Source organism: Nocardioides sp. BGA-UO-ETr-FS32 (assembly GCF_059567905.1).
On the sequence record NZ_JCAQOX010000016.1, the window covers coordinates 102,939 to 128,270 of the forward strand.

At 72.4% G+C, this 25,332-nt stretch carries 13 protein-coding genes; 11 read left to right on the forward strand and 2 right to left on the reverse strand.

Features of this window, described 5'->3' with window-relative positions:
- From AC57BS_RS18190 to AC57BS_RS18205, 4 genes are all read left to right on the forward strand, one after another.
- On the forward strand, positions 1 to 3,495 hold the full coding sequence (locus tag AC57BS_RS18190) for an ATP-binding protein (protein WP_496412857.1): 3,495 nt from the start codon (positions 1 to 3) through the stop codon (positions 3,493 to 3,495).
- Between the two features lie 90 nt (positions 3,496 to 3,585).
- Positions 3,586 to 3,927 (forward strand): hypothetical protein, encoded by a 342-nt coding sequence (locus AC57BS_RS18195; RefSeq protein ID WP_496412858.1) that lies wholly within the window; start codon positions 3,586 to 3,588, stop codon positions 3,925 to 3,927.
- 57 nt (positions 3,928 to 3,984) lie between these two features.
- A complete protein-coding gene (locus AC57BS_RS18200) occupies positions 3,985 to 9,561 on the forward strand; it encodes an ATP-binding protein (protein WP_496412859.1) in 5,577 nt (1,858 codons plus the stop codon).
- A 92-nt stretch (positions 9,562 to 9,653) separates the two neighbouring features.
- The gene (locus AC57BS_RS18205) at positions 9,654 to 10,037 is read left to right on the forward strand and encodes a response regulator transcription factor (protein WP_496412860.1); all 384 of its coding nucleotides are present in this window, start codon (positions 9,654 to 9,656) and stop codon (positions 10,035 to 10,037) included.
- Positions 10,038 to 10,042: 5 nt separating this feature from the next.
- Here AC57BS_RS18205 and AC57BS_RS18210 read toward each other — a convergent pair whose 3' ends face one another.
- The gene (locus AC57BS_RS18210) at positions 10,043 to 11,686 is read right to left on the reverse strand and encodes an ABC-F family ATP-binding cassette domain-containing protein (protein ID WP_496412861.1); all 1,644 of its coding nucleotides are present in this window, start codon (positions 11,684 to 11,686) and stop codon (positions 10,043 to 10,045) included.
- A 379-nt stretch (positions 11,687 to 12,065) separates the two neighbouring features.
- Here AC57BS_RS18210 and AC57BS_RS18215 point away from each other — a divergent pair, with 379 nt between their 5' ends.
- The 7 genes from AC57BS_RS18215 (at position 12,066) to AC57BS_RS18245 (ending at position 22,410) form a co-directional block, all read left to right on the forward strand.
- Positions 12,066 to 13,709, forward strand: coding sequence for a glycosyltransferase family 2 protein (locus AC57BS_RS18215; protein WP_496412862.1), 1,644 nt, complete (start codon positions 12,066 to 12,068; stop codon positions 13,707 to 13,709).
- Positions 13,706 to 14,431, forward strand: coding sequence for an efflux RND transporter periplasmic adaptor subunit (locus AC57BS_RS18220; RefSeq protein ID WP_496412863.1), 726 nt, complete (start codon positions 13,706 to 13,708; stop codon positions 14,429 to 14,431). The genes AC57BS_RS18215 and AC57BS_RS18220 overlap by 4 nt, the downstream gene beginning before the upstream one ends.
- Positions 14,428 to 16,536 (forward strand): glycosyl hydrolase, encoded by a 2,109-nt coding sequence (locus tag AC57BS_RS18225; protein WP_496412864.1) that lies wholly within the window; start codon positions 14,428 to 14,430, stop codon positions 16,534 to 16,536. Before AC57BS_RS18220 ends, AC57BS_RS18225 begins: the two co-directional genes overlap by 4 nt.
- Before the next feature lie 84 nt (positions 16,537 to 16,620).
- Positions 16,621 to 18,696: a phosphate acetyltransferase gene (pta, locus tag AC57BS_RS18230; protein WP_496412865.1), complete on the forward strand. Its 2,076-nt coding sequence runs from the start codon at positions 16,621 to 16,623 to the stop codon at positions 18,694 to 18,696.
- A complete protein-coding gene (locus AC57BS_RS18235; protein WP_496412866.1) occupies positions 18,693 to 19,892 on the forward strand; it encodes an acetate/propionate family kinase in 1,200 nt (399 codons plus the stop codon). The genes pta and AC57BS_RS18235 overlap by 4 nt, the downstream gene beginning before the upstream one ends.
- A gap of 267 nt (positions 19,893 to 20,159) precedes the next feature.
- Entirely contained in the window at positions 20,160 to 21,635 is a 1,476-nt protein-coding gene (locus tag AC57BS_RS18240) for an HNH endonuclease signature motif containing protein (protein ID WP_496412867.1), read from the forward strand.
- A gap of 274 nt (positions 21,636 to 21,909) precedes the next feature.
- Positions 21,910 to 22,410: a hemerythrin domain-containing protein gene (locus AC57BS_RS18245; RefSeq protein WP_496412868.1), complete on the forward strand. Its 501-nt coding sequence runs from the start codon at positions 21,910 to 21,912 to the stop codon at positions 22,408 to 22,410.
- A gap of 56 nt (positions 22,411 to 22,466) precedes the next feature.
- Here AC57BS_RS18245 and AC57BS_RS18250 read toward each other — a convergent pair whose 3' ends face one another.
- A complete protein-coding gene (locus AC57BS_RS18250) occupies positions 22,467 to 25,154 on the reverse strand; it encodes a bifunctional acetate--CoA ligase family protein/GNAT family N-acetyltransferase (RefSeq protein ID WP_496412869.1) in 2,688 nt (895 codons plus the stop codon).
- Positions 25,155 to 25,332 lie beyond the last annotated feature (178 nt).

Consider the following 25,332-nt stretch of genomic DNA (forward strand, 5'->3'; position numbering starts at 1 on the left):
ATGTCGATCGACGAGATCGAGCAGACGGCGGTCGACGGGCTCTTCGAGCGCAAGGACGTCGCCACGCCCGCCGACGACACGATGCAGTGGCGCGCGGCGCTGCTGCAGATGGTCAACTGGGGCGGCTTCGGCGGGCTCACGGTCGTGCCGCTGCGCGGCGACGCCACGATGATCTCCGGCGCCTCCGGAGTCGGCAAGAGCACCATCCTCGACGCCTACACGGCGCTCATGATGCCGTCCGACACCAAGTTCAACGGCGCGTCCAACGACGCCGTCGCGGGACGCGCCCGTGGTGCCGGCCAGCGCAACCTGCTCTCCTACCTGCGTGGTGCGGTCGACGTGGTCGACGACCCCCGCACCGGCCGACCGGTCGAGAAGCTGCTCCGCGGCAAGGGTGGCGACACCTGGGGCGCGATCGCGATGACCTTCGTCAACGACCAGGGCGGACGGTTCACGGCGCTGCGCACCTACTACGTCCCGCGGCGCGCGACCCGGTCCGGGGACGTCCAGATGCAGCTGGCCACCCAGGACGGCGCGCTGCCGCTCGACTCGCTCGAGGTGGCCGTGCCCGAGCGCTTCCACGCCAACACGCTCAAGAAGCTCTTCCCGGGCATCCGCGTCCACCGCACGTACGCCGAGTTCGCCGCCGTCCTCCACGCGCGCCTCGGCATCGGCGCCAACGGCGACGGCGCGAAGGCCCTGCGGCTGCTCGCCCGGATCCAGGCGGGCAACCAGGTCCGCAGCGTCGACGAGCTCTACAAGGACATGGTGCTCGAGCGGCCCTCCACCTTCGCCGCCGCGGACCGGGCGATCGAGCACTTCGACGACCTCGACACCGCGCACTCCGCCATGCGCACCGAGGAGCAGAAGCTCGAGCTGCTCGCCCCGATCGTCGACCTCCACGCCCGCAAGGTCGAGGCCTCCCGGCGGCTCGCGGAGCTCGACTCCTACGGCGTGACCGCGGCCGGCGACACCCCGCTCCGGCTGTGGTTGCTGCGCACCCACCTCCGGCTGATCGAGGCCGCGGTGGTCGACAACCGTGCCGCGCGCGCGGCCGCCGCCGACGAGCTCGGCGCGACGACCTCGGCGGAGCGGACGCTGCTGTCCGACCTCGAGGCGGCCAGGGAGTCGCACCGCGCGGCCGGAGGGTCCACGCTCCAGTCGCTGGCGCTCTCGCTCGAGCAGGAGCAGGTCGTCCGCGAGGACCGGCTCGCGCGCCGGTCCGTCCTGCAGGAGCGCCTGCTCCCGCTCATCGACGCCACCGACGCCCAGGCGCCGGACGTCGAGGCGGCACTGCTCTCCGGCGAGGCGTACGCCGTGCTCCAGCTGCACGCCCGGCAGTGGCTGGCCGGGTGGCAGCGCGAGCAGGAGCGGATCCGCCGGGAGCGCGACGCGGTGCTGCGCAGCCAGTTCCCGCTCAGCGAGCGGCAGGCCGAGCTGCGGCGCGAGCGCGCGTCGCTGGAGAACCGCGCCGGCCGGATGCCGGCGCGCATGCACGAGCTGCGCGCCGAGGTCGCGCGGGCGAGCGGGATCGGCGAGGACGAGCTGCCCTTCGTCGCCGAGCTCGTCGACGTCGCCCCCGAGGAGGCGCGGTGGCGCACGGCGCTCGAGACCGTGCTCGGCGCCAGCGCCCGGATGATGCTCGTACCCCTGGACCGGCTGGACTCCTTCTCCTCGGCCATCGACGGGTTGCGGCTCCGCGGGCGCCTCACCTTCGAGGGCGTCGAGCTCGACCTGCCCGACCTCGGTCCCGCCGACCCGGAGCGGGTCGCCGGCAAGCTGGTCTTCCGGGACTCGCCGTTCTCCGGCTGGATCCAGTCCCACGTCGGAGAGTCCTCCCGCAACGCCCTCTGCGTCGAGGACGCGGACGGCCTCGCCGGCCCGGGCTTCCGGGTCACCCTCGCCGGCCAGACGCGCAACGGCCGTCGTGGCACCCACGGGCGCAACGACGGCCGCAGCATCATCGGCTTCTCCAGCACGGACGCGATCGCCGACGTCGACGCCGAGCTCGCCGACCTCGAGGAGCGACTGGACCGGGTCGGGGCCGAGCTCGCGCAGCTCGACCAGCGCTCGCGGATGCTCGAGCAGCAGCGCGCGTCCTACGACGCCATCGCCACCGCGCGGTTCGACGACTTCGACGTCGACGGCAGCGACCGCCGGATCGCCGACCTGGAGCGTCGCCGAGCAGAGATCCTCGGCTCCGACGACGGACTGCAGGCCCTGGAGGCCCAGATCGCCGACCTCGCGGCGCGGCTGGAGGAGGCACGACGCACCCGCTACGCCCTGGAGCAGCAGCAGCGCGAGCTCAACGCGGAGCACGCCGAGCTCGTCGACGCCGAGGACGACGTCAAGGACCGGCTCCAGGCGATCGAGGAGACCGGCACGGTCGTGCTCGAGCCCGGGCAGGACGCCGCCCTGGCCGCGGACTTCGCGGCCGCGGCGGCGCCCGCGGACCCCGACGACCTCGAACGCTTCGCCGAGACGTCCCACCGGCTCGCCCAGCGGCTCCGGGACGCGGTCACCGACGCCGAGGCGGAGGTGCGGCGCGTCGACGAGGAGCTGGTGCAGGTCTTCCGGGTCTACAAGCTCCAGTGGGACTCACCGAACCTCGGCACCACTGCGGAGTCCTACCCCGACTACGCGCGCATCCTGGACGACATCCGGGGCGAGGGACTGGCCGCCCGACGGGCCGAGTGGCGACGCAGGCTCACCGAGTGGAGCGGCCAGGACCTGGTGCCCCTCGTGGGCGCGATGGCGGCGTCCATCGAGGAGATCGAGGACCGGCTCGAGCCGATCAACGCCATCCTGCGCCGACTCGAGTTCGGGGCCTCGGGGGACCGGCTCCGGATCCGGCTCCGCAGGCTGGCGCCGGCGCAGGTCCAGGTGTTCATGAAGGACCTGCGCGCCCTCTCGTCGGGCGCCACGACCGACCTGGGGGAGGAGGCCCTCGAGCAGCGGTTCGCCGACCTCAGCAGGTTCATGCAGCAGCTGCGCAAGCCCAGCCAGGTCGGCGAGGCCGCCGCGACGCTGACCGACCGCGACCGGCTGCTCGACGTACGCCGCCACGTCGAGATCAGTGCCGAGCGCTACGACCACACCACGGGCGAGCTGCGCGCGACCTACCGCACGCTCGGCGAGAAGAGCGGCGGCGAGAGCCAGGAGCTGGTGGCCTTCATCGTCGGCTCCGCGCTCCGGTTCCGGCTCGGCGACGAGATGCGGTCCCGGCCCCGGTTCGCCCCGGTCTTCCTCGACGAGGGGTTCGTCAAGGCCGACTCCGAGTTCGCCGGCCGGGCCGTCCAGGCCTGGCGCGGCCTCGGCTTCCAGCTGATCGTCGGCGTCCCGCTCGACAAGGTCACCGGTCTCGAGCCGCACATGGACGAGCTGCTCGCCATCACCAAGAACAGCACCACGCACCAGTCGTGGATCACGCCGATCACCGACGCCGTCGGGGACGAGGCGGCCGGGCTGCGGCAGGCGCGCGACGCGGCGAGGTGACGGGGGAGACCTTCCTCGACGTCGCCGCCAGGAGCGCTGCCGGGACCTTCGCCTCTGCCCGTCGCGGACGGGACGTGATGTCGTGGAGCCATGAGCACCCAGACCGTCGAAGTCCATCTCGAGGAGCTCGGCCAGCACTCCTGGGTCAAGGCCCTGGCCAACACGTTGAGCGGCTCGAACGGAAGCGCCCAGTTCCGCTTCGTGGCTCGCCCCACGGGGGAGGAGCACCGCCCGAGCGACCATGTGGCCACGGGGGCGACGTTCCCCGTCATGAGGTGGCAGGACCTCGACAACCCCCGTCGGCCGAACGCCTGGATCGAGACGGCGCAGGAGCGCCTCGACGAGCTCGACGACGACCTCCGTGCGAGCGGATGGCGGCGCGGCCCGGACGTCGGTCGGCACTGGTGGTCGCGGACGTACGTCACCGGGTGACACGCGTCTGGGGGATGTGACTTCACGGTAGGGGTGTCTGCCTGACAGTCTCGGCAGGTGCCCCCTGAGCTGCGCCCCTCCAGTCGTGTCCGGTTCTCCCGCATCGCGGTCGTCAACCGGGGGGAGGCAGCCATGCGTCTCATCCACGCGGTCCGCGACCACAACGCCGAGCAGACCGGCCCCCCGGTCGAGGTGGTGGCGCTCCACACCGACGCCGAGCACGCCGCGATGTTCGTGCGCGAGGCCGACGTGGCGTACTCCCTGGGTCCCGCCGCGGCGCGGCCCTACCTCGACCTGGCCGTGCTCGAGCGGGCCCTCGTGGAGACCGGCGCCGACGCGGCGTGGGTGGGGTGGGGCTTCGTGGCCGAGGACCCTGCCTTCGTCGACCTCTGCGAGCGGCTCGGGGTCACGTTCATCGGCCCGAGCTCGGAGGCCATGCGCACGCTGGGCGACAAGATCGGCTCCAAGCTGATCGCCGAGGAGGTCGGCGTCCCCGTCGCGCCCTGGAGCCGCGGAGGTGTCGACACGCTCGAGGAGGCGCTGGCCGCGGCTGAGCGGGTCGGCTACCCGCTGATGCTCAAGGCGACCGCCGGCGGCGGCGGCCGCGGCATCCGCATGGTGGCCGGGGCGGCCGACCTCGAGGAGGCCTACCAGCGCACCCGTGACGAGGCCGAGCGTGCCTTCGGCAGCGGGGTGGTCTTCCTGGAGAAGCTCGTGACCGGGGCCCGGCACGTCGAGGTGCAGGTGATCGCCGACAGCCACGGCCACGCCTGGGCGCTGGGGGTGCGCGACTGCTCGATCCAGCGCCGCAACCAGAAGGTCATCGAGGAGTCGGCGTCCCCGCTGCTGGAGCGGGAGCAGACCGAGGAGCTGAAGGCCTCCGCCGAGCGCCTGGCGCTCGCCGTCGGCTACGTCGGCGCCGCCACCGTCGAGTTCCTCTATCACCCCGGCGAGCGGACCTTCGCCTTCCTCGAGGTCAACACCCGCCTCCAGGTCGAGCACCCCATCACCGAGGCCACCACGGGCATCGACCTGGTCAGGGCGCAGCTGCTCGTCGCGTCGGGGGGAGTCCTCGAGGGCGAGAAGCCCGTCGAGATCGGTCACGCGGTCGAGGCGCGGCTCAACGCGGAGGACCCCGACCGCGACTTCGCCCCGTCACCGGGCCGGATCGCGCTGCTCGACCTGCCCGCCGGCCCCGGGGTGCGGGTGGACACGGGGGTCGGCACCGGCGACTCGATCCCCGCCGACTTCGACTCGATGATCGCCAAGATCATCGCCGTCGGCTCGACCCGGCAGGAGGCGCTGGCCAGGCTGCGCCGGGCGATGTCCGAGACGACGGTCGTGATCGAGGGCGGCGCCACCAACAAGAGCTTCATCCTCGACCTGCTCGCCCAGCCCGAGGTGACCGACGGCGGGGGCGCCGGCTGGGCGGACACGGGCTGGATCGACCGGGTCCGTGGGGAGGGTCGTCTCCACTCCCACCGGCACTCCGGGGTGGCGCTGGTGGCCGCCGCCATCCACGCCTACGAGGACGAGGAGCGCCTCGAGATCGAGCACCTGCTCGAGACGTCTCGCGGAGGTCGACCCAACGTCCAGCACGAGGTGGGCCGCGGCGTCGACCTCAAGCTGCGCGGGACGACGTACAACGTGACGGCGCTGCGCACCGGCCCGCACCGCTTCCGCGTGGCCGTCGCCGGGGGCGAGGGCGAGGGCGCGACGGTGGTCGACGCCCAGGTCGTGAGGATCGACGAGTTCCACACCACGCTCACCGTGAACGGCCAGCGGTTCCGGCTGGTCACGGCCACCCACGGACCGGTGCAGCTCGTCGAGGTCGACGGCGTCACCCACCGGGTCACCCGCGACGAGGGCGGCATGCTCCGCTCGCCGGCACCGGCGCTCGTGGTCGCGACGCCGGTGGGCGAGGGCGACCTGGTCGAGGCGGGCACCTCGGTCCTCGTCCTGGAGAGCATGAAGATGGAGACGGTGGTCCACGCGCCGTTCGCCGGCCGGGTGCGCGAGATCCTCGTCAAGACCGGCAGCCAGGTGGAGAACGGCGCGCCGCTGCTGCGCATCGAGCCCGTCGAGGATGCCGCCGAGGCGGGGGCCGAGGCGTCGGCCAGCGCAGGTCCGGACCTGGAGCTTCCGGAGGCGGAGCCCGAGGTGGCCGCGGACGCGGAGGTGGCGGAGGGGCTGGCCGACCTGCGGGCGGCCATGCTCGGCTACGACACCGACCCGGCGACCGAGCGCCGTACCCTCGCCGGCTACCTGGGCGCCCGCGAGGAGGCCCGTACGGCCGGCCACGACGTGCTGGCCGGGGAGATCGAGCTGCTGCGGATGTTCGCCGAGCTGGCCGAGCTGAGCCGCAACCGGCCGGGTGGCGAGGAGGAGCACACGGAGCTGCGGGTGCACAGCTCCCGCGAGCACTTCCACACCTACCTGCAGAGCCTCGACCTCGAGCGTCACGCCCTCGGCGAGCACTTCGGCCGCCGGCTGGAGGCGGTGCTCGCCCGCTACGGCGTCACCGAGCTGGACCGGACCCCCGAGCTGGAGGAGGCGGTCTTCCGCATCTACCTGGCGCAGCGACGCTCGGCCGCCGACGTCCAGCTCGTCACCAGCCTGCTGCAGGCCTGGATCGCCGGGCCGCCGCCGTCCGAGGCCGACGGCGACGTCGTCCGTTCGCTCCTCGAGCGCCTGGTGCGCGCCACCCAGCTGCGGTTCCCGATCGTCGGCGACCTCGCCCGCAGCCTCCGGTTCCGCTGGTTCGACCAGCCGGCCGTCGACGAGGAGCGTTCCAGCGTCCTGGCCGGCGTGCGCGGCGAGCTCGTCGAGCTCTCCGCCGACGACGCCCCCGACCGGGCCCGGCGGATCGATGCGCTGGCGGCGATCCCCGAGCAGATCGTGCGGTTCCTCGCCGAGCGCCTGGCCGGGGGGATCCCGCCGCGGGAGCCGATGCTCGAGGTGCTCGTACGTCGCCACTACCGCGAGCACGAGCTGCACGACCTCCGGGTCCTCGACATCGAGGGCCGCCCGTTCGCGGTGGCCGACTACGTCCTCGACGTCGACCGGCCGACCCGGCTGGTGACGACCGTCGGGACGATCGACGAGCTCGGCGACACCGACGGTGCGCTGGTGCGTGCGATCGGCGAGCAGGTCGCGGCCCGCCCGGCCGGCTCCCAGGCCGTGGTCGACCTCTACCTGTCGTGGCCGGGGGAGGAGCTCTCCGCGCAGGAGACCAGCGACCGGCTGGGCGACCTCCTCGGCGAGGTCGCCTTCTCGTCCGACATCCGGCGGATCGTGGTGGCGGTGACCCGCGGCGGTGACCGCCCGGTCGACTACGTGACGTTCCGGCCCGCCGTCGACGAGGCCCCCGCGGCGATGGAGGAGGACCGCCTGGTCCGCGGCATCCACCCGATGGTGGGCCGCCGCCTCAACCTGTGGCGGCTGCGGCAGTTCGACGTCGTACGCCTCGAGGCGCCCGAGGACGTGCTTCTCTACCACTGCACCGCCCCCGACAACCCGGCCGACCAGCGCCTCGTCGCCCTCGCGCAGGTGCGGCAGGTGGCCGTCGTGCGTGACGAGTCCGGCGCGGTCGTGGCGCTCCCGCACGTGGAGCGCGCGGTGGAGAACTGCCTCGAGGCGATCCGCCGGGCCCGCACCGAGCGGCCGGACGGCGCGAAGCTCGACCTCAACCAGGTGTGGGTCCACGTGTGGCCCGTCGTCGACGCCGACCTCGACCAGCTCGCCGCGCTGCGGGACAAGATCACCCCGCTCACGGAGGGCGCGAGCATCGAGGAGGTGCAGGCCCACGGGCGGGTCCCCGGTCCGGACGGCACTCCGCAACCCGTCGTCGTACGCTTCCACGCGCAGGTCGGGGGTGGCGTCGCCACCACGATCGACGCCCCGCCCACGGAGCTGCTCCAGCCGCTGGACGACTACGCCTCCAAGGTGCTGCGCGCCAAGCGGCGCGGCCTGGTCTACCCCTACGAGCTGCAGAGCCTGCTGACCGGCAGCGGGGGCAGCCTGGTCGAGCACGACCTCGACGACACCGGCGCGCTGGTGCCGGTCGAGCGCGCCCGCGGGCTCAACAAGGCGGCGCTGCTCGTCGCCGTGGTCACGACGCCGACCGAGCTGCACCCCGAGGGCGTCACGCGCGTGGTGCTGTGCGGCGACCCCACCAAGGCCCTGGGGGCCGTCTCCGAGCCCGAGTGCTCGCGCATCATCGCGGCCATCGACCTCGCCGAGCGGCTGCAGGTCCCGGTGGAGTGGTTCGCGCTGTCGGCCGGTGCCCGGATCTCGATGGACTCCGGCACCGAGAACATGGACTGGGTCGCGGCCGCCCTCAAGCGGATCGTGGAGTTCACCCAGGACGGCGGCGAGATCAACGTCGTCGTGGCCGGGATCAACGTCGGTGCGCAGCCCTACTGGAACGCCGAGGCGACGATGCTCATGCACACGCGCGGCATCCTGGTGATGACGCCCGACAGCGCGATGGTGCTGACCGGCAAGCAGTCGCTCGACTTCTCCGGCGGCGTGTCCGCCGAGGACAACTACGGGATCGGCGGCTACGACCGCGTGATGGGCCCCAACGGCCAGGCGCAGTACTGGGCGCCGCACCTGCCCGCGGCCGTCGACGTTCTCATGCAGCACTACGCCCACACCTACGTCGTGCCCGGTGAGACCGGTCCGCGACGGGCACGGACCACGGACCCCGCGGACCGCGACGTCTCGGCGTACCCGCACGACACGCCGGACAGCGACTTCACGACGGTGGGGGAGATCTTCTCCAGCACCCGCAACCCCGAGCGCAAGAAGGCCTTCGACATCCGCACCGTGATGCGTGCGGTGTCCGATGCCGACCACGCCACGCTCGAGCGGTGGGTGGGCATGGCAGACGCCGAGACCGCCGTGGTGATGGACGCGCACCTCGGCGGCTGGCCGGTCTGCCTGCTCGGCATCGAGTCGCGGCCGGTGCCGCGCCGGGGCTTCCCGCCCACCGACGGGCCGGACACCTACACCGCCGGCACCCTCTTCCCGCGGTCGTCGAAGAAGGCCGCGCGGGCGATCAACGCCGCCAGCGGCAACCGCCCGCTCGTGGTGCTCGCCAACCTGTCGGGCTTCGACGGCTCACCCGACTCGATGCGCAGCCTCCAGCTCGAGTACGGCGCCGAGATCGGTCGCGCGATCGTCAACTTCGACGGGCCCATCGTCTTCTGCGTGATCTCGCGCTACCACGGCGGCGCGTTCGTGGTGTTCTCCAAGGCGCTCAACCCGGCGATGACCGTGCTCGCGGTCGAGGGGTCCTTCGCCTCGGTGATCGGCGGGGCCCCGGCCGCGGCCGTGGTGTTCTCCGCGGAGGTCGACAAGCGGGCGGCGGCTGATCCCCGCCACCAGGCTCTCGAGTCGCAGGTCGCGACCGCCGAGGGTCCGTCGCGCGCCAGGCTGCTGCTCGAGCTGGCCGACCTCAGGACCACGCTGCGCGCCGAGAAGATCAGCGAGGTGGCGGCCGAGTTCGACGGCGTCCACGACATCCACCGGGCGGTCGAGGTCGGGTCGGTCGACGCGGTCATCAGCCCGACCGAGCTGCGGCCGCGGATCATCGCGGAGCTGGAGCGGGGGATGGCGGCGAGGACCTGATCCGACGCGCACCATCCCCCGAGCCCCAGGACTTGCAGGGGAATGTCACCGTTTCGTGGGCAGCCCGTTGCCGATCGTTGTACCTTCAACGAGTGGCCGCCACTGTGCTGATCGTCGAGGACGAACCCGACCTCGTGCACGTCATGAGGGTCGTGCTCACGCGAGCCGGGTTCGAGGTCCACAGCGAGGGCGCCGGGCAGGCCGCCCGCACCCTCGCCCGTCAGGTCGATCCCGATGCCGTGGTCATGGATCGCGGCCTCCCCGACATGGACGGCCTCGAGGCCGTCCGCCTGCTGCGCTCCGACGGCTATCGGGGCCCGATCATCGTCGTCAGTGGCTGTGCCGGCCCCGAGCACGTGGCGACCTCCCTCGCCGCCGGGGCGGACGCGGTGCTCGCCAAGCCGTTCTCGCTGGCTGACCTCGTCGAGCAGGTGCGCCTCGCGCTCGAGAAGGACGTGGTCGCCGAGGCTGGATGAGGGCGTCAGACGTGTCGGACGACGACCCGTCCCGCGTCGACCTCCCAGCGCTGGTCGAGCCGTACGTTCTCCAGCAGCCGACGGTCGTGGGAGACCAGCAGCAGCGCGCCGTCGTAGGACGCCAGGGCCTGCTCGAGCTGCTCGATGGCGGGCAGGTCGAGGTGGTTGGTGGGCTCGTCGAGGACCAGCAGGTTCACGCCGCGGGCCTGGAGCAGCGCCATGGCGGCGCGGGTGCGCTCGCCGGGGGAGAGGCGGCCGACCTCGCTCGCGACCTGGTCGGCCTTCAGGCCGAACTTGGCCAGGAGCGTACGGACCTCGGCCTGCGTGAGCTGCGGGACGACGGCCTCGAAGGCGTCGCCGAGCGGCAGGGCGTCGTCGAGGGTCGTGCGGGCCTGGTCGATGACCCCCACCTCGACGGAGGCCCCGAGCGACGCGGAGCCCGTGTCGGGGGTGGCATCGCCGAGGAGGAGCCGCAGCAGCGTGGTCTTGCCGGCGCCGTTGGGGCCGGTGATGCCGATCCGGTCACCCGCCTCGACCTGGGCGGAGACCGGTCCGAGCCCAAAGTCGCCCAGCCGGACGCTCGCCTCGTTGAGGGTGGCGACCACGGTGCTCGAGCGGGGTGCGGCGGCGATGTCGAACTGGAGGACCCACTCCTTGCGCGGCTCCTCGACCTCCTCGAGGCGCGCGATCCGCGACTCCATCTGGCGGACCTTCTGGGCCTGCTTCTCCGACGACTCGGTCGCGGCCTTGCGCCGGATCTTGTCGTTGTCGGGGCTCTTCCTCATCGCGTTGCGCACGCCCTGCGAGCTCCACTCGCGCTGCGTGCGTGCCCGCTTGACCAGGTCGGCCCGCGTGTCGGCGTACTGGTCGTAGGCCTCGCGCGCGTGGCGGCGGGCGATCGCGCGCTCCTCCAGGAAGGCGTCGTAGCCGCCGTCGTAGACGGTCACCTGGTGCTGGGCGAGGTCGAGCTCGACGATGCGGGTCACGCAGCGCGCCAGGAACTCACGGTCGTGTGAGACGAGGACGACCCCGCCGCGCAGGCCCTGCACGAAGGCCTCGAGCCGCGCGAGGCCGTCGAGGTCGAGGTCGTTGGTCGGCTCGTCGAGCAGGACGACGTCGAAACGGCTCAGCAGCAGGGCCGCGAGCGCCACGCGGGCGGCCTGCCCGCCGGACAGCGAGGTCATCAGTGCGTCGGGGCCGACGTCGAGGCCGAGGTCGTCGAGCACCGGTGCGATCCGGTCGTCGAGGTCTGCGGCCCCGCTTGCCATCCAGCGGTCGAACGCCACGGCGTACGCGTCGTCGACCCCGGGCTCCCCGGAGCCCAGCGCGGCCGCCGCGGACTCCATCGCTGCCGTCGCCTCGGCGGCACCCGTACGCCGGGCGACGTACGCGGCGACGGTCTCGCCGGGCACCCGCTCGTGCTCCTGCGGGAGGAGCCCCACGAAGGCGTCGCGGGGTGCGCAGGACACCGAACCCGCCAGGGGCGCCGTCGCACCGCCCAGCAGTGACAGCAGCGTCGACTTCCCCGCGCCGTTGGCGCCGACGACGCCGATCACGTCGCCCGGGGCGACGGTGAGGTCCAGTCCCTCGAACAGGACCCGGTGACCGTGTCCGCCGGACAGGTCCTTCGCGACGAGCGTGGCAGACACGACGGGGAGCCTATCGGCCGGTCGGCGCACGGCGGGGTCTCCGAGGTCCGGTGGGGCCGATTTGTGTCTGTGGGACCAGACGCGCATAGTGGTCCGTTCGCCGTTGGATCGATCCAATGGCCTTGCCGGACGATCGTTCGCGATCGACGAGCGCCCCTGCACGCGTCTGCTCACGCAGCCGGACGCCTGCGTGCCTCTCGGCACCCCTGACATCCCGGCCCACGGCCGACCCTTCGCTGCGCTCGGGCAGTGTCCCCCACGAAGGAGAAGAACCATCACGACCGCAGACTTCGAACGACTCCTCCGCCCGACCCCGGGCACCGAAGGACTCAGCTCCGACCACACCCGCGACGCCACCAGGTCCAGCTCGCCGTCCCTGATGATGCTGGTGCTGCTGGCCACCATCGGCGTGCTGGCGTACGCCACCTTCATCTTCCGGCCCTCCCACCACGGCGACCTGCTGCCGTTCGCGCTCGTCGTCACCGCCGAGACCTGGCTGATCGCGCAGGCGCTGCTGGCCCTGTGGACCATCCTCTCCAGCGGCTACGACGCCCGCGACTACGCGTACCACCAGGCCAAGCGCGGCCTCTTCGACCCCGGCCAGATCGTGGCGCAGGGCCTCGAGTCGACCCCGAGCCGGTGGCCCATGCAGATCCACGACGAGCCGGCCTCCGTCGACGTGTTCGTCACGACGTACGGCGAGGACCTGGACGTGATCCGCCGCACTGTCTCCGCCGCGCTGGCGATCCGCGGACACCACCGCACGCTGGTGCTCGACGACGGCCGCTCCGACGACGTCCGTGACCTGGCCCACGAGCTGGGCGCGGAGTACGTCCGGCGCCCCGACAACCAGGGCGCGAAGGCGGGCAACATCAACCACGCCCTCTCGATCACCGACGGCGAGTTCTTCGCGGTGTTCGACGCCGACTTCGCCCCGAAGCCGGAGTTCCTCCACGAGACGCTGCCCTACTTCGCCACCGACAAGGTCGCCTTCGTGCAGACCCCGCAGACCTACGGCAACCTGCACACCGTCCTGTCCCGGGGCTCCGGCTACATGCAGTCGGTGTTCTACTCCCTGATCCAGTCGGGCAAGAACCGCTTCAACGCCGCGTTCTGCGTGGGGACCAACGTCGTCTTCCGCCGCAACGCCGTGGCCGACATCGGCGGCATCTACCAGGAGTCGAAGTCCGAGGACATCTGGACCTCGATCCACCTGCACGAACGCGGCTGGCGCTCGATCTACACCGGCGCGGTGCTCGCGGTCGGGGACACCCCCGAGTCGGTCGAGGCCTACAGCAAGCAGCAGCTGCGCTGGGCCACCGGCGCTTTCGAGATCCTGCTGCGGCACAACCCGCTGAGCCGCAAGCGCAACCTCACCACCGACCAGCGGATCCAGTACCTCACGACCGCGACGTTCTACCTCAACGGCATCGCCCCGGCGCTGCTGCTCATGGTGCCGCCGCTGCAGATCTACTTCGACCTCACCCCGGTGGCGCTCGGCGTGCCGACGAGCACCTGGTTGATGTACTACGCCGGCTTCTACTTCATGCAGGTCGTGGTCGCGCTCTACACGATGGGCTCGTTCCGCTGGGAGACGCTGATGCTCGCGTCCTCGTCGTTCCCGATCTACATCCAGGCGATGTGGAACGCCGTCACCAGGCGTGAGCGCCAGTGGCACGTCACCGGCAGTGCCGGCGGCGCCCGCTCGCCGTTCAACTACACGTTCCCGCAGGTGCTGGTCTTCGTGTTCCTGCTCCTCACCACGGTCGTCGGAGCCTGGAAGGCCGAGGTCACCGGCTCCTTCAACGTGGCCCTGGCCTGGAACGCGCTCAACACGATCGTCCTCGGGATCTTCCTGACGGTCACCTACCGCGAGGCGCGCACCGCGCGCGCCGCCCGCCGTACGGCGCGCCGGGAGGCACGGCAGGAGGCACGGCGTGCCCGCCGACGGCGTGCGTCCGAGCCCGCGCCCCTCGCCCCCTCGTCCACCCCGTCCACGAACCTCGTTGGAGGCCCCCGATGAACTTCCTCACCCGTCTCAAGTACCTCGTCGGCATGCTGCTCGTCGTCGGCGCGGTCGCCGCGCTGGCGCTGAGCATGAACCACCGCATCAGCACCGTCCACGACGTCAGCGCCACCGTGCGCACCGACGACTACACCGTCGGCACGCCGTACGCCGGCACCGTCGTCGCGCGCAAGGTCGACGTCGGCGACCAGGTCGGCAAGGGCGACACCCTGTTCGTCGTCCAGAGCAGCGAGCTGGCCCGGGAGATCGCGAAGGACGCGATCGAGCCCGAGAAGTCGCCCTACGACATCCGCGGTGGCTCCAAGGTCGTGATCCGCGCGACCTCGGCCGGGAAGGTCTCCGACGTCCAGCCCATCGAGGGCGCCTACGTGGACGCCAACTCGACCCTTGCCCAGGTGCAGGAGCAGGGCACCAGCTACGTGCAGGCCGACTTCCGGCTCACGCCGAAGCAGTACGCCCTGATGCGCGCCGCCGACGACGTGACCGTACGCCTGCCCGACGAGCGCGCCGTGCGGGCGGAGATCGAGCGCATCGGTGTCCGCACCGACGGTGAGAGCGCGGCGACCCGCCTGCGCGTCGTGTCCCCGGACCTCGACAACCGCGGCATGTTCTCCTCCGGCACTCCGGTCGACGTCGACGTGACGCTCAGCAGGGACGGGCTGGCCGAGAGGCTCCGTACGCTCCTCGCCGGCCTGCTGACCCCTGGAGGCGCGGGATGAGGGGCCGCAGCTGGCTCACCGTCGCCGTGACGGCCGTCGCAGTAGTCGCCGTGCTCGCCAGCGTCGCAGTGGGCATGGGGTCGCTGCTCGACCGCGAGCGTGTCTCGTCGAGCGACCGGGGCGCCTTCGACCCGTTCCGCCCCGCGAAGGCGTCCGGGTGGACGTCCGTGTCGCGCCAGGCGCCGGCGTCCTGGACGCCCGCGGCCGCGCGGCTGCCCCACGTCGAGGGCGCCACGGGGACGGACCGGGTCGACGCCGACCTCGCGCCGCCCACCAACCGGTGGTACTCCGGGATGTTCTTCGGTCCCGAGCCGCAGCCGGTCTTCGCGATGCCCCTGGCTGCCCAGGCCGACGCCACCGGTGTGGCCGTCGGGCTGCCCCGGGTGTCGGCCTCCGAGCGGACCATCACCGCGCCGTTCGCCCCCGAGCTGCGGCTCGGCCTGGCGGCCGACGCCTTCAGCGCCACCCGGGCGGACCCCGTCTCGGTGACCTCGACCTACACCTCGTCCGGCACCGCGGTCGGCGAGCTGGACCTGGCCGAGGGTTGGCCCTACGTCGGTTACACGGCGCTGCAGGACCAGGACGTCACCGTGCCTGCCGGGCTCGTGCGTCGCGACGGTGGCCGGTGGCTGGCGATGGTGGCCGGTGACACGACGTACGGCCTCGCGGTCGCCGGCTCCGACGGCAGCCGTCGGGCGGTCGACCCCGCCGGTGACGTCGTACGGCTGGAGCGCGGGGAGACCCTGCTGGCATTCGCTGGTCGTGACGACGCGACGCTCGCCGAGCTCGTCCGTGGTGCGGTGCCCGTGCGCGGCACGTCGACCAGCTACCAGCTCGCCGGGGGACAGGCCCGGACCAGGATCGACTACAGGACCCCCCGTGGCCGTAGCACCGTGCTGGCGGCGATGCCGCACCAGCGCCTCGGCCGTGCGACGGTCCGCGGTCGCGTGGACTCGCTCTACGGACCCCTCCGGCTGGTCCGTTCCCGGTCCCTCGTGTCCGGCGTGCGGGCCCTTCGGCCGGACGCGACGCCGGACGTGGCCGGGCTAGGCCGCACGGCACGTGCCCAGCTGCGCGACCAGGTCGTCGCGGACGTGCAGCAGGAGGTCTCCGGCGACGCGCCGCGACAGGACACCTACTTTGGCGGCAAGGACGTCCACCGGATGGCGCAGCTCACCCGCCTCGCCGAGGACGTCGGTGCCGGCCCGGCCGCACGCACGATCCGCGAGCGGGCGGTCGCCGAGCTGGACGCCTGGCTGGGCGGCACGTCCGAGTGCGGGGCCGACGCCACCCGCTGCTTCGCCTACGACACTGCCTGGAAGGGCGTGGTGGGCCGGGCGGCCTCCTTCGGGTCCGAGGAGTTCAACGACCACCACTTCCACTACGGCTACTTCCTCGCGGCGGCCGCGCTGCTCGCGGAGGGCGAGCCCCGGCTGCTCGACCGCTGGCGACCGACCCTCACCGCGCTCGCGGAGGACATCGCCTCCCCGGCCACCAACCGCTCGCTGCCCGCCCTGCGCTCGTTCGACCCCTACACCGCACACTCGTGGGCGTCGGGGACGTCGATCTTCGCCGACGGCAACAACCAGGAGTCGAGCTCGGAGGCGATCAACGCCTGGAACGGGTTGGCGCTGTGGGCCGAGGCCGACGGCAACCGGGCGCTCGCCCGGCAGGCGACGTGGCAGCTGAGCCTCGAGACCGCCTCGGCGCGCGCCTACTGGCTGGAGCCGCGCAACCTCCCGGCCGCGTACGACCACTCGATGGTCTCCCTCAACTGGGGCGGCAAGCGCGAGTGGGCCACCTGGTTCAGCGACGAGCCGTCCGCGATGCTGGGCATCCAGCTGCTGCCCATGCCCGCGGTGATGGCCCAGGGACGCGTCGACGAGAAGCGCGTGCGTGCCAACGTCGCCGAGGCGTCGGCGCGTGGGTTCGACACGATGTTCGGCGACTACCTGACGATGTACCTCGCCCTCGCCGATCCCGAGCGCGCCCAGCAGGTCGGGCGGCGACTGCCCGACACCGCGATCGACGACGGCAACACGCGCAGCCACCTGCTGGCGTGGTTGCTCGCCGCCCGCGCGGGGGAGCTGGACGGACCTCGCTGACGGCGGTGGCCACCAGTGCGGGACCCGAGCCTCACGGCGGTAGCCACGGGCCCGGGTCCCGAGGCCGGTCGCTAGGCTCGGGCCATGGCACGCAGCGTGTACGTCGCCGGCGTCGAGGGGTTCACCGGCAAGTCCGCGGTGGCGCTCGGGGTGCTGGAGCAGTTGTCCCGCCGGGTGGCGCGGGTGGCGGTCTTCCGGCCGGTGGTCAGGGCCGAGGCGTCGACGGGCGAGGTCCACGACTACGTCCTCGACCTGCTGGTCTCGCACGACGCCGTCTCCCTGACGTACGACGAGTGCGCGGGCGTGAGCTACGACGACGTGCACGCCGACCCCGACAGCGCGATGGAGCGCATCGTCGCGCGCTACCACCAGGTCGCAGAGCAGAGTGACGCCGTGGTGGTCGTCGGCAGCGACTACACCGACGTCGGGGCTCCGGCGGAGTTCGCCTTCAACGCCCGGGTCGCCGCCAACCTCGGCGCCCCGGTGCTGCTGGTCCTCAACGGCCAGGGGCGCGACGTCGACCAGCTGTGCACGGCGGCGGCGATGGCGGAGGCCGAGCTCGCCGCCAACCACGCGACGCTGTTCGCCGTCATCGCCAACCGGGTCGACCCCGAGGCCACCGACCGGACCGCTGCGGCGCTGCGGCGCAAGGGCGTGCCGGCCTTCGCCCTGCCCGAGCAGCCCCTGCTCAGCTCACCGTCCGTGGGCGACCTGATGGCGGCCTGCGACGGCCGCCTGGTGCGCGGCGACGAGAGCCAGCTGGCCCGCGAGGTGCCCGGCCTCGTCGTCGCGGCGATGACCCTGCCCAACGTGCTGGACCGGCTCTTCGACGGGGCGCTCGTCGTCACCCCCGGAGACCGTCCCGAGGTGGTCCTCGGCGTCCTCACGGCGCACCAGTCCGCCAGCTTCCCGCAGCTCTCGGGCATCGTCCTCAACGGCGGGCTCGAGCTGCCCGAGCAGGTGGGGCGACTGCTGGACGGGCTCGAGGTGGCCCTGCCGATGATCGCCACCGACCTCGGCACCCACGCCACCTCGACCGCGCTGACCAACCGCCGTGGCCGGCTGGACAAGGACTCGCCGCGCAAGATCGCGACGGCGTTGACCCTCTTCGCCGACCACGTCGACGGCGACGAGCTGATGGACGGTCTCGAGCTGGCCCGCACCTCGGTCGTGACGCCACTGATGTTCGAGCACCAGGTCCTCGACCGCGCGATCGCCGACCGCCGTCACATCGTCCTGCCCGAGGGGGAGGAGGAGCGGATCCTCCGCGCAGCCGACATCCTCCTGCGCCGCAACGTCGCCGACCTGACCCTGCTCGGCGACCCGATGATCGTGCGCGCCAAGGCCGCCAACCTCGGCATCGACGTCTCCGGGGCCCGGCTGCTCAGCCCCTACGACGAGGAGCTGCGCGAGCGGTTCGCGCAGGAGTACCACCAGCGGCGCGCGCACAAGGGCATCGACCTCGAGGCCGCCCGCGACATCGTCGTCGACGTCTCCTACTTCGGCACGATGATGGTCGAGCTCGGGCTCGCCGACGGGATGGTGTCCGGAGCCGTGCACACCACGGCGCACACCATCCGCCCGGCGCTCGAGGTGATCCGCACGGTCCCCGAGGTGTCGGTGGTGTCCTCGGTGTTCTTCATGTGCCTGCGCGACCAGGTGCTCGTCTACGGCGACTGCGCGGTCAACCCCGACCCCACCGCCACCCAGCTGGCCGACATCGCCATCGCGTCGGCCCGCACCGCAGCTGCCTTCGGCGTCGAGCCGCGGGTCGCCATGCTGTCCTACTCGACCGGCACCTCTGGCAGCGGCACCGACGTCGAGAAGGTGACCGAGGCGACGGCTCGGGTCCGCGAGCGAGCGCCGGACCTGCTCGTCGAGGGGCCGATCCAGTACGACGCCGCGATCGACGCCGCGGTCGCGCGGACCAAGCTGCCCGACTCGGCCGTGGCCGGGCGAGCCACGGTCTTCATCTTCCCCGACCTCAACACGGGCAACAACACCTACAAGGCCGTGCAGCGCTCGGCCGGCGCACTGGCAGTCGGCCCGGTGCTGCAGGGCCTCCGCAAGCCGGTCAACGACCTCTCGCGCGGCGCGTTGGTGCGAGACATCGTCAACACGGTCGCGATCACCGCGATCCAGGCCCAGGAGCGGTCGTGACGGACCGGGTGCTCGTCCTCAACGCTGGGTCGTCCTCGTTGAAGTACCGACTCCTCGACGGCGTCTCGGGCGTCGCCGAGGCGTCCGGTTCCGTGGAGCGGATCGGCGAGGACAGCGGGACGATCACGCACTCGGTCGACGGGCAGCGTCACACCGAGGAGCGTCGCGTCGCGGACTTCGAGGACGCGCTCCGCTCGGCGCTGGGTGCCTTCGACCGCCACGGTCCCGCGATCGACCGCGACGGCCTGGCCGCGGTGGGCCACCGCGTCGTGCACGGCGGCGACCTCTTCGCCGAGCCGGTCGTCGTCGACGACCGGCTGCTCGGCACCGTCGAGGACCTCGTCCCGCTCGCGCCCCTGCACAACCCGGCCAACCTGGAGGGTCTGCGGGTCGCGCTGCAGCTGTTCCCCGAGGTGCCGCAGGTCGCGGTCTTCGACACCGCCTTCCACCAGACGATGCCCGAGCACGCCTACACCTACGCCGTGCCGGTGGCCTGGCGTGAGGAGCACCGGATCCGGCGCTACGGCTTCCACGGCACGTCGTACGCCTTCGTGTCGCGCCGCGCCGCGGAGCTGCTTGGCCGTGCGGTGGAGGAAACCAACCTCGTGGTGCTGCACCTCGGCAACGGCGCGTCCGCCGCCGCGGTCCGTGGTGGACGGTCCGTCGACACCTCGATGGGCTTCACCCCCCTCGAGGGGCTGGTGATGGGCACCCGCTCCGGTGACCTCGACCCGGCGATCCACGGTCACCTGCACCGTGAGCTCGGGTGGTCCCTCGACGAGATCGACCGGGCGCTCTACCGGGAGTCGGGCCTGTTGGGCCTGTCCGGCGTCAACGACTTCCGCGAGGTCACCCGGCGGCGTGCCGCGGGCGACGCGGCAGCCACGCTCGCGTTCGACGTCTACGCCTACCGCGTGCGCAAGTACGTCGGCGCCTACTACGCCGCGCTCGGCGAGGTCCACGCGGTCGTCCTCACCGGCGGCGTCGGAGAGCACAGCGCGGAGCTCAGGGCGGCGGCCCTCAGCGGCCTGGAGCGGCTCGGCATCGTCCTCGATCCCGTACGCAACGACGCGCGGTCGACGGACGCGCGAGCGGTCTCGGCCGACGGGTCGGACGTCGCCGTGCTCGTCGTGCCCACCGACGAGGAGTGGGAGATCGCCCGCCAGGCCCTGGAGGTCGTGAAGCGATCCGGGTGACGGCTCGCAGCGTCTGCTGCTCCTGGTGTCGGTCCCGGTGTTCGGGGACGGAGTCCCGGCGCGAGAGCCGCGGCCGCGCCCTGGTTGCGGACCCCGGTCCTGATCTCAGAGAAGGTCGCGAGGCGGACACGAAAATCGACAGGCTCGTTGGTTGCGGCACCGCCCACGAGAGCCAGAACTGTCACCACCACACACCCTTGATGTGTCACCGATGTCCTGAGACATGGCACGCGACCACTGTCGGTGGCGTTCCGTACACTCGAACACATGATCGACGCACTGTCAGCCGAGGCACGAGGGGTCGCAGACGACCTCTCGGCCTCCGAGCTGCTCGCCTCGATCAAGGCGTCCCGCGAGCTCGAGAACGCCGAGGCCGCCCGCCAGCTCGTGCTCGCCGCCCGGTGGGCAGACTTGCACCCGCCCGAGTCGATCCATGATGCGGCCTCGTTCACCGTGCCGGGGTGTGAGCACGAGGAGCCCATTGCGGGAGAAGGCGCTCCCTTGGTGGCGGAGTTCTGCGTCGCGGAGCTCGGCGCCACCCTCGGCATCTCGACGACGGCGGCGAAGAAGCTCGTCGGTCACGCCCTCGAGCTGCGCCACCGCCTGCCGCGATTGTGGGAGCAGGTCCACGCCGGACGCGTGCCGGCCTGGCGGGCGAGGGTTGTTGCTGACACCACCATCCACTCGTCGCCCGCGCTGACTCGGGAGGCGGCGGGGTTCGTCGACTCCCAGGTCGCCGCCGTCGCCGGGCGCATCGGGTCCGCGCAGCTCGACCGGCTGATGGCCGAGACGATCAAGCGCTACGACCTCGCCACCGCCGACCCCACCGCGGACCCCGAGGACGGGTGGCAGCACGTCGACCCCCGACACGTCACCGTGAACAAGGATGACGTGCACTACGCCGGGACGATGCGCATCGAGGCGGAGGTCGACATCGCCGACGCCCTCGACCTCGACCGTGCCGTCGCCCACGGCGCTGCCACTCAGAAGGCGCTCGGCTCCCAGCTGCCCCTCGACGCACGACGCGCCAAAGCGCTGGGGGAGCTCGCGCGTACCCAGACCGCACTCGACCTCGCCTTCCAGGACGGTGCAGCCCGGGAGGGTGGTTTCGAGGCTCGCTCCGCTCGCACCTCATCCACCGAAGACAGGGGTGAGGACGGCGACGCCGAGGGGCCGAACCTGCCTGCCGCTCGTGAGGTCGTGATCCACGCTCACTTCGACGCCACCTTCTCCGGCGACACCACCGTATTCGGTCCCACCGGACGGATGGAGAACGGGCAGCGACTCGTGCTGCTCGAGCAGATCCGCTCGTGGTGCGCCGACTCGCGCACCAAGGTCACCGTCAAGCCCGTCATCGACCTCAACGCCCAGCTCACCGCGCAGGGCTACGAGATTCCCGCCCCGATCCGCGAGCAAGTCCAGCTCCGCGACCGCACGTGCGTGTTTCCACGGTGCACGCGCCCGGCCCGTGGCTGCGACGTCGACCACGTCGTCGAGTACGACCACGACGCCGAGGCCGAAGGCAGACCCCAGCCCGGCCCCACGCAGACCGACAACCTCGCCTGCCTGTGCCGCTTCCACCATCGGCTCAAGACCCACTCCGCCTGGCGCTACGAGATGACCTCGCCCGGGATCTTCGAGTGGACCTCACCCCACGGCCACCGCTACCGACGCGACCGCGCCGGCACCACCGCGATCGATCTACCCGCACCGCCGGACGTCCCGCGACCACGCCGACGATGACCCCGCCCCACACCCCGCCGCCCACCAGGTGGCGGGGCCGCCCGCGTGCGCGAGGCCCGTTCGTTGCCGTTCGAGAAGGCCCGACCCCATCGGCCAGCGAACACGAGGGCGAGCGAACCACCCACGAGCTGCGGACGCTTGGGGCGCCGATCACCGCCGTCCATCCGCAAGTCGAGCGCCCCAGTGGTCCCTGCGGGTGGGGCGGCACACCCGGAGTCCGGAGACACTGGAACCGGCTGAACAGCCGCCCTGCCGACCGATCAGAGAGGCTCACATGTCCACTGACGCCATCGTGCTGTTGAAGAACGACCACAAGGAGATCCTCAAGACGTTCAAGGACTTCGAGAAGCTTGGTCCGGACGCACACGTTCGCAAAGGCCAGCTGGTCAGTCGCATGATCGAGCTCCTGACCGTCCACACCTACATCGAGAACGAGGTCATGTACCCCCGCGTGCGGGAGTTGCTGCCCGAGCTCGAGGACGACGTGCTCGAGTCCTACGAGGAGCATCACGTCGCCGACGTCCTTGTCATGGAGCTGGCCGGGATGAAGCCTGACGCCGAGCGCTTCACCGCCAAGACCACGGTGCTGATCGAGAACGTGCGCCATCACATCGAGGAGGAGGAGAAGGAGTGGTTCCCGCAGGTCCGCGAAGGCCTGGGCCGCAAGCAGCTCCAGGAGATCGGCGCGGAGATGGCTGAGGCCAAGGCCAAGGCGCCACGCACCCCAGCAGCACCGAGCGCCCTGAAGAAGACCGTCGACGCGGTCGTGAAGTAGCCGATCTCCTCGTCGTCGGCGCCGTCATCACCAGCCGCCTCGCCCGGGACTGGACGTCAGGAGCGCAGCCGCCGCGGCACGCCGGTGTCGAGCTCGGGCGGCTCGGCGATGCGGACCTTCACGTCGACGCAGAAGAGCCCGTGCGCGTTGAGGACGACGGGCTCGAGCGTGAGGTCCGCGACATGGGGCACGTCGACGGCCAGTCGTCCCACGGACATCACCAGCGACTCGAGCGGAGCGAGGTCCACCTCCTCCAGGCCGCGGTCACCCACCAGCTGTGGCCAGATCCGCAGCGCTCGTACGGCGCGGGCGGCGTCGGCCGCCTCGACGGGCGGCAGCAGCAGCACCTCCTCGGCCCAGCTGCCGACCGGTCCCGCGGCCCCGCCGCCGACCCGGACCAGCGGGCCGAGCTGAGGGTCGCGCACCAGGCCCACCGAGGCGACGTGGCCGAGCACCAGCGGCTGCACCAGCACGTCGACCCGGTCGTGGCCCAGCTCCTCACCGAAGCGTCGTACGGCGTCGGCGACCTCCCTGCCGGTCCGCACATCGATGCGGACGAGCCCACGGTCGGACTTGTGCAGCACAGCCGGGTCGGCCACCTTGACGGCCACCGGGTAGCCGATCTCTGCCGCGACCGCTTCCGCCTCGTCGGGGCCGGCGGCGAGGTGGCCGACGAGGTGGATGCCGTACGGCGCCAGCAGCTCTGCCTGGGCGGAGGGTGCGAGCCACTCCGGCTCGCCGCTGCGGGCGGCCAGTCGTGACCTCACCCAGGTGCGGGCGTGGACACCACGGGTGCCGAGCTCGACCTCCGGTCGGTCCGGCGGGACGCGTCGCCATGCGGCGTACCGCATGGCCCGACCCAACGCCCCGATCGCCGCGTCGGTCGTGCGATAGGCGGTGACGCCCGGGAGGCCTCGGGCCGCGTCGAACGCCGCCCCGGGCGCGACCAGGAGCAGCGGTACGTCGGGGCCCGAGGGCCGCGCCCGCGACACGGCCGCGAACAGCGCGTCGCGGTCGGTGAGCCGGTTGGCGACCAGCAGGACCAGCACGGCGTCGGCCTCGCCGGCGTCGAGCACCTCGCGCAGCGCGGCCGTCAGCTGCCCGGGCGTGACGTCGGCTCCGAGGTCGACCGGGTTGCGGACGTCGACCGCGCCGGGGACCGCCGCGCGCAGGGCGGCACCCAGCTCGTCGGAGGTCGTGGTGACAGCCATTCCTTGGTGGTCGGCCCGGTCGGTCGTCAGCGCGCCCACGCCACCCGTGTTGGACACGATGCACACCCGCAGCCCGGAGGGTAGCGGCTGCTCCACGAGCAGCAGCGCGGTCTCGGTCAGCTCGGCGCCGGTCCGGCAGGCGATCACGCCGGACTGGTCGAGCAGCGCGTCCACGCCCACGCCGACGGTGGACGAGGCGGTCGGGTCCTGTCGGGCCCGGGACCGGCCGCCGACCACGGCCAGGAGCGGCTTCTGCTCGGCGAAGCGGCGAGCGGTGCGAGCGAACTTGAGGGCGTTGCCGAACGACTCGAGGTAGAGGGCACCGGCCGCGACCGCGTCGTCGTCCATCCACGCGGCGAGCAGGTCGTTGCTGGAGACGTCGACCTTGTCGCCCAGTGAGACGAAGGACTGCACCCCGAGGCCGACGTCGCGGGCGAGGTCGAGGAGCGCGAAGCCCATCCCACCGGACTGGGAGGCGACCGCCAGGCCGCCGACCTCGGGCACGTCGTGGAGCAGCGTCGCGTTGAGGCCGTCGCCGTTGTCTAGGACGCCCTGGGAGTTGGGACCGACCAGGCGCAGGCTGTGCGCACGGGCGATGCCCAGCAGCTCCAGTCGACGGTCCTCGCTCCCGGTGCCGGAGAAGCCGGACGAGATCACCACGGCGGCACCGGCGCCGTTCGCGGCGGCGTCGCGGAGCACGTCGGCCACCCCGTCGGCCGGGACGGCGACCACGACGAGGTCGACGGGGCCGTCGAGCTCGCCGAGGCTGCGGCTGGCGGGGAGGCCGTCGATCGACTCCGCCTCCGGGTGGATCACGTGGAGCGTCCCGCTGTAGGGCGAGCTCCGGATCGCCTCGAGCACGCCGTGGCCGAAGCCGCCCGCGGAGCGTCGTACGCCGACGACCGCCACGCTGCTGGGGTGGAGCAGCGGGCGGAGGGAGCGTGACGCGGACCGCCACTCGCGCTGGTCCGCGGCCTCCACGGCCTCGCGGGAGGCGTCCGTACGCAGCTCGACCACCACCTCGCCGGCGACGCTCGTGCGGGTGGCCGCGAACCCGGCCGCGCGGAAGACCCGCAGCATGCCGTAGTTGTCGCTGAGGACCTCGGCCTCGAAGCGGCTGACCCCGTGGCTCCGCCCGAGGGCGGCGAGGTGCTCGAGCAACAGGCTGCCCAAGCCGCGGCCACGGTCCTGGTCGGCGACCAGGAAGGCGACCTCGGCGCTGTCCGGGGAGAGCAGCTCGGCGGTCGCCAGGCCGGCGACCCGGCCGCGGACGAGCGCCACGAGCGCGGCCGACTGGGTGTTGTCCGGAGCGAAGAGGTGGTCGACGTAGAGCCGGCCGGCTTCCCGGTTGGGGGAGAAGAAGCGCAGTCGCAGCGTGTCCACCGAGACCGACTCGTGCAGCTCGAGGACGGCGTCGCGGTCGTCCTCGTGCAAGGACCGGATCACGGCGATCGTGCCGTCGGCGAGCAGCACGTCCGCCGGCTCGGCGCTCCAGTCTCGTGGGGCGGCGGTGGGGGCAGCCTCGGCGGTCACGTCACCAACGTGCCAGAGCTGGCGACGCCGTGCCAGCCTCCTTCGTCGATCCGGTCGACCACCCGGGCACCGGCCGACGGCGAACGTCCGGGCCCGTACAGGCGAGGGTGGAGTGCCTGGGACCCCGTCGGGACCTTCGACTCTGCCCGCGCGGAATGCGTGGACCTACCGTTGGGAC

What these genes read in the sequence shown, in the direction of transcription:
- AC57BS_RS18190 (WP_496412857.1), top strand. Translation starts at nt 1, where the DNA reads ATGTCGATCGACGAGATCGAGCAGACGGCGGTCGACGGGCTCTTCGAG.
- AC57BS_RS18195 (WP_496412858.1), top strand. Translation starts at nt 3,586, where the DNA reads ATGAGCACCCAGACCGTCGAAGTCCATCTCGAGGAGCTCGGCCAGCAC.
- AC57BS_RS18215 (WP_496412862.1), top strand. Translation starts at nt 12,066, where the DNA reads ATGATGCTGGTGCTGCTGGCCACCATCGGCGTGCTGGCGTACGCCACC.
- AC57BS_RS18220 (WP_496412863.1), top strand. Translation starts at nt 13,706, where the DNA reads ATGAACTTCCTCACCCGTCTCAAGTACCTCGTCGGCATGCTGCTCGTC.
- AC57BS_RS18225 (WP_496412864.1), top strand. Translation starts at nt 14,428, where the DNA reads ATGAGGGGCCGCAGCTGGCTCACCGTCGCCGTGACGGCCGTCGCAGTA.
- pta (WP_496412865.1), top strand. Translation starts at nt 16,621, where the DNA reads ATGGCACGCAGCGTGTACGTCGCCGGCGTCGAGGGGTTCACCGGCAAG.
- AC57BS_RS18240 (WP_496412867.1), top strand. Translation starts at nt 20,160, where the DNA reads ATGATCGACGCACTGTCAGCCGAGGCACGAGGGGTCGCAGACGACCTC.
- AC57BS_RS18245 (WP_496412868.1), top strand. Translation starts at nt 21,910, where the DNA reads ATGTCCACTGACGCCATCGTGCTGTTGAAGAACGACCACAAGGAGATC.